Genomic DNA, 4,665 nt, shown 5'->3' with positions numbered 1-4,665 from the left:
ACACACTCAATGTTGTATCAAACTCAATACGCGTAATATTTTGTGAAAGAAGGCGCTTCTCTTCATCAAACTTTGCGTAGTACTCCATATATTCTTCTTGCACGACTTCCTCCTGTGCAGTTAACGCCCTGTTAAGGTGTGAGCAACGCAATACCGAAGCCACCGCATACCACCTTAACCACTAAACTTGATGCATAGTAAAAATGCCACGCGTTGCGAATCACTCTTAAACAGCTTGTTAGCCACAAACACTACATATAGTGTCTATGCACAAATTAAAACACAACATGTAGATGCATCACATTTCTAAATGAAACCAAATGAAATAACCACAATTATAACCATGTTATATTGCAACACATAGCATAAATGATAATGTGACATCGAGCCAATAACTGAGGATTTTGAATGCCTACATTAAGTGTTTCCGAGTTTTCTTTGATAGTTGTAACTTCAGGAAAACCAAAGCAGACAAGGGTAAGAAACATCGCTAAACGCGAACCTTACGCAGCTTTTCGCGACTACTATGGTCCGTTGCGAAACTCGATTAAACGTCTTTTCATTGCCAAGCGACATATTTCTCACCTCTACACGATTTGCAACCGTCAGGAAGGGAGTAAAAAGCGAAATTATGAAATGATCGTCAATACTTTCAAAGATTGGCAATCTGGTAAAAATATCCAGGCTTTTGATCCACCGAGAGAACACTATAACTTTTCTCAAACGAGCATCACTTGTAACCCTGAGCTACATGTAGTTTTGAACGGGCAACCACGCCTAGTTAAACTCCATTTTAGTAATAGTGACAAAATGACTCAGGAAAGAGCAAACATTATCTGTGCTTTGATGGAAGACTCAATTAATGACAGTGGCTTTGAGTATTCAGTTTTAGACTTAACCTCTGGAAAAGAGTACTTCTTCAATGGTAACTACGAAAAAATCTATGACAGAATAAATAACGAGATCAAAGAGCTCGAGAAATTCTGGCTGGAAGTCGCTTAAAGAGAAAGAGTGTGGCAAGGATGCCCATTTTTGTGGCTAACGCCGCGTTAAGGGGTGAATGCCGCATAAACCAACTTTCCGCAAATCACTTTCACCACCAAAACCAACCGCATACCAAAAATGCCACGCGGCATGAATCCCGCTTAAACGCCTTGTTATGTTTAAGGCTCAAAGGGTTAAATTTACGATACCAATAGCTTAACTCGACTTACCTTTACAAACCAAAACCAGGCGCTAAAAAGCTGAATTAAATCATAAATTTGATTGTGCCAACTTTGAATTTTAACGTGAGAAACCGAAAAGCTGGGCTTTAACTTTGAAATCAAAATCACTTCACTCACCTCGCCTACACTCTGGATTTCAATGAAGCAACTCTCTGAACTTTTAGCGCCCACGAATTGGAGTCCAGAAAACAGCGACCACTGAAGTTAACTTGCCGACAAGACCAAAATTAGAAATACGAAGGAACAAAGAAAAGATGCAACCAACTGATTTTACGTGACTAAACATAACGCCGCGTTAAGGGGTGCAGGCACGCAATACAAAAGCTACCGCACAGCGACTTAATCACTGAACCCAACGCATACTAAAAATGCCACGCGTGCCAAATCCCTCTTAAACGCTTTGTTATACGTTTTTCAACATGCCAGCTTGCCATTTGAATAGGTTTTAAGCTTTCTAGCCACTCTGTTAGATACAATTAGCTCTTTAAAAAGATGGTCCGTATAAAAGTCATGAGAGATTATTTTTACCTTGCAACCAAATAGACCGTGTTTTTTCGTTAGTTCAAGTTCATGAATATCAAGAAGTAGACTAAAACTTGGAAAGCCACCAACAATCCCTAGCTGTTTCTCACCAACTATAAAATCTACAAGTTGTGGGTCATTGTCAATCCGGACAAAGCCTACGAACCTTGCACCGGATAACTTACCTATCGCGCCAGGAGTCGGAAACTTGGAACTGTGTCGATACCAGTGTATAAACGAGAGTAGCCCTCCGGCTATGGGCAATAAAAAAATCAAATAATCCAATATTTACCTCGACACATCTGAAACGTATAACGCCCAATTAAGTGGTGAACAACGCACTGGCCAAGCCGCTGCATTACACCGTAAAGCACTTTACCTGACGCATAGTAAAACTGCCACGCGTTGAGAATCCACTTGAATTGTTTGTTATGTGAATTTTACCGTGAATTCAAAGTAAATCACCGTAGAAACGAAGAAATTTTAATAAGTTACGTAAAAAACCGATGCTTACCAAACCCTAAATTTTATAGCGATCTTAGCCGAAGAGAGCCACTTACAGAATCAACAACAAAGAAAGCGCCCTTTCAGCAACCGCTAAATTTTTTGCGGCACCAGATTTTCAGAGCTGAATGTCAGCAAGCAAATCAGTCAAAAATGCATTTCAATTAAAGCGATTTGAAACCGATGAAACTCAACACAAACCTGATCAAAAAACCAATTGAGGCAACCCAAGACCCTTGAAAACGATCAATCTCAGGTTGTTCAAGAATCCATTTCGACAAAGCCAACTTGCCGAAAACACGGAACGAATTTTCAATGAAATCGTAGCTTTGACCTTAAAAACTCATCAAACACATAACGCCGCGTTAAGGGGTGAATGCCGCCTAAACCAACTTTCCGTAGACCACTTTCACCACCAAAACTCACTACAAACCAAAAATGCCACGCGGCATGAATCCCGCTTAAACGCCTTGTTATGCTTAAGCTTCAATGGGTTATGTTTGATCAGAGACAAGATTAACTCGGCTTTGATTTACACACAAAAACCAAAACGTAGAAAACCGAAATGAATCATAGTTTTGACAATCAGACTCGAGATTTTGGCAAATCTAGTTTGAAGTGTGAAACCTAGAAATAAACTTCTGATTGAGCCAACCGCCCTAACCTCGCGCTTACCCGAAAATCGATTGAGGCAACTCTCAGAATTTTTAGCGCCAAAGAATAAGTGTCCGGAAAACAGCGCTCAAAACAGCCAACTTGCCGACAAACACCAAACTGAAAAGCTGAGGGAGCAAAGAAAAACCATAAGCCACTGATTTTACCTGATTAAGCATAACGCCCGCTTAAGGGGCAGCCAACGCTATTACCAACTTGCCGCATAACTTCGTAATCACAAAAACCAACGCATTGTAAAAATGCCACGCGTTGGCTGTCCCTCTTGAAGCGTTTGTTAGCCGACATTCTCAACGTGAAACCTCGATGCTTCGAATTGATGTTACTATACGCAGCTCAATACCAACAAAAACCAGTGAGAAATTATTGATGTCAAATCAAAAACCACTGCTAGATCAAGTCATGCTAGCTTTCCAAGTTATACCACGACTAAAAGAAGGAAATAACTTTGAAGTCGTTGATAAAGCTATTGAGGTTGTCAAAGCCTCTGGTGTCCCATTTCAAGTGAGTGCGATGGAAACCACTTTAAAAGGCGAACTAAACCAACTGTTAGAGATTGTAAAAGCTGCGCAACAAGCTTGCTACGATGCGGGTGCTGTCGAGGTTATTACCAACATCAAGATTCACAGTAAAACTGAAGCTGCTACAGACACATTCTGCACTTACGACAGAGGTGTAACTAAAGCTAACCACATGTTCGTAAATAACTAATTCTTATGCCGTCACCTGAACATTCAGCGTGACGGCTAACGCCGCGTTAAGGGGTGAATGCCGCATAAACCAACTTTCCGCAGACCAACTTCACCACCAAAACCAACCGCATACCAAAAATGCCACGCGGCATGAATCCCTCTTAAACGCCTTGTTATGTTTAAGGCTCAAAGGGTTAAATTTACGATACCAATAGCTTAACTCGACTTACCTTTACAAACCAAAACCAGGCGCTAAAAAGCTGAATTAAATCATAAATTTGATTGTGCCAACTTTGAATTTTAACGTGAGAAACCGAAAAGCTGGGCTTTAACTTTGAAATCAAAATCACTTCACTCACCTCGCCTACACTCTGGATTTCAATGAAGCAACTCTCTGAACTTTTAGCGCCCACGAATTGGAGTCCAGAAAACAGCGACCACTGAAGTTAACTTGCCGACAAGACCAAAATTAGAAATACGAAGGAACAAAGAAAAGATGCAACCAACTGATTTTACGTGACTAAACATAACGCCGCGTTAAGTGGTGAGCAACGCGACCACAATCCTAAACCATTGCGCCTTAAACACAAAACTCAACCTAGAGCCCAAACTCCCAAGCGTTGGGAATCCGTCTTAAACGCCTAGTTAGCTGCTGCACTTTCGCTAGCAAATTACACCAAAGTGCCTAATTTGAGACACATTATTGCTTTCAAACGGCAAAGTAAAACAGACAGCTGTGAAATTAAAACCCAATCCACGAAATGCGCTTGGCAAAGAAGAAATGACCGAGGAAATCACCATTCCTGAGCTCGGTAATTTGCAAAGAATTCTATCGAAAAAGCCAACGACAAAGCACACAAAACGAATTTAGGCATTCATGAATTTCAACAACAAAGAAGCCACACCAATGAACTTAACAAAAACAACATTTCCCGTAAGCAGACTTCGTTAAGTTCAAACACTTCCCGAAAAGTGCCACTGGCGAGATAGTTGAGAAACTGAGATTTGTCCGGTGTGTAGCTAGAAAACCGAAAGCCTTTCCACCCTAA

Annotated in this window: 4 protein-coding genes; 3 read left to right on the top strand and 1 reads right to left on the bottom strand. The window is 40.9% G+C overall.

Translation table 11 applies throughout. The features are described from left to right. Positions 1 to 408 precede the first annotated feature (408 nt). Positions 409 to 1,002 carry a hypothetical protein gene (locus AACW06_RS18740; RefSeq protein ID WP_077261279.1) on the top strand — a complete coding sequence of 198 codons (594 nt, stop codon included), beginning with the start codon at positions 409 to 411 and terminating at the stop codon, positions 1,000 to 1,002. A gap of 638 nt (positions 1,003 to 1,640) precedes the next feature. Here AACW06_RS18740 and AACW06_RS18730 read toward each other — a convergent pair. Then, positions 1,641 to 2,033 carry a hypothetical protein gene (locus tag AACW06_RS18730; RefSeq protein ID WP_192076224.1) on the bottom strand — a complete coding sequence of 131 codons (393 nt, stop codon included), beginning with the start codon at positions 2,031 to 2,033 and terminating at the stop codon, positions 1,641 to 1,643. 1,293 nt (positions 2,034 to 3,326) lie between these two features. On the opposite strand from AACW06_RS18730, the gene AACW06_RS18720 reads away from it, so the two are divergent. Together AACW06_RS18720 and AACW06_RS18710 are read left to right on the top strand one after the other, a co-directional pair. Beyond that, complete coding sequence (locus AACW06_RS18720; RefSeq protein ID WP_197467482.1) at positions 3,327 to 3,635, top strand: thiamine-binding protein; 309 nt, start codon at positions 3,327 to 3,329, stop codon at positions 3,633 to 3,635. A 717-nt stretch (positions 3,636 to 4,352) separates the two neighbouring features. Continuing rightward, positions 4,353 to 4,487 (top strand): hypothetical protein, encoded by a 135-nt coding sequence (locus AACW06_RS18710; RefSeq protein WP_261915976.1) that lies wholly within the window; start codon positions 4,353 to 4,355, stop codon positions 4,485 to 4,487. Positions 4,488 to 4,665: the final 178 nt, after the last annotated feature.

The organism is Vibrio sp. S12_S33 (assembly GCF_963889785.1).
GTDB classification, from domain to species: domain Bacteria; phylum Pseudomonadota; class Gammaproteobacteria; order Enterobacterales; family Vibrionaceae; genus Vibrio; species Vibrio aestuarianus.
The sequence above is the reverse complement of the archived record's forward strand: the minus strand, read 5'-3'. Positions and strand labels throughout refer to the sequence as shown.

Bases quoted from the DNA above. Each gene is read 5' to 3' on its own strand.
- AACW06_RS18740 (WP_077261279.1), top strand. From the start codon at position 409: ATGCCTACATTAAGTGTTTCCGAGTTTTCTTTGATAGTTGTAACTTCA.
- AACW06_RS18720 (WP_197467482.1), top strand. From the start codon at position 3,327: ATGCTAGCTTTCCAAGTTATACCACGACTAAAAGAAGGAAATAACTTT.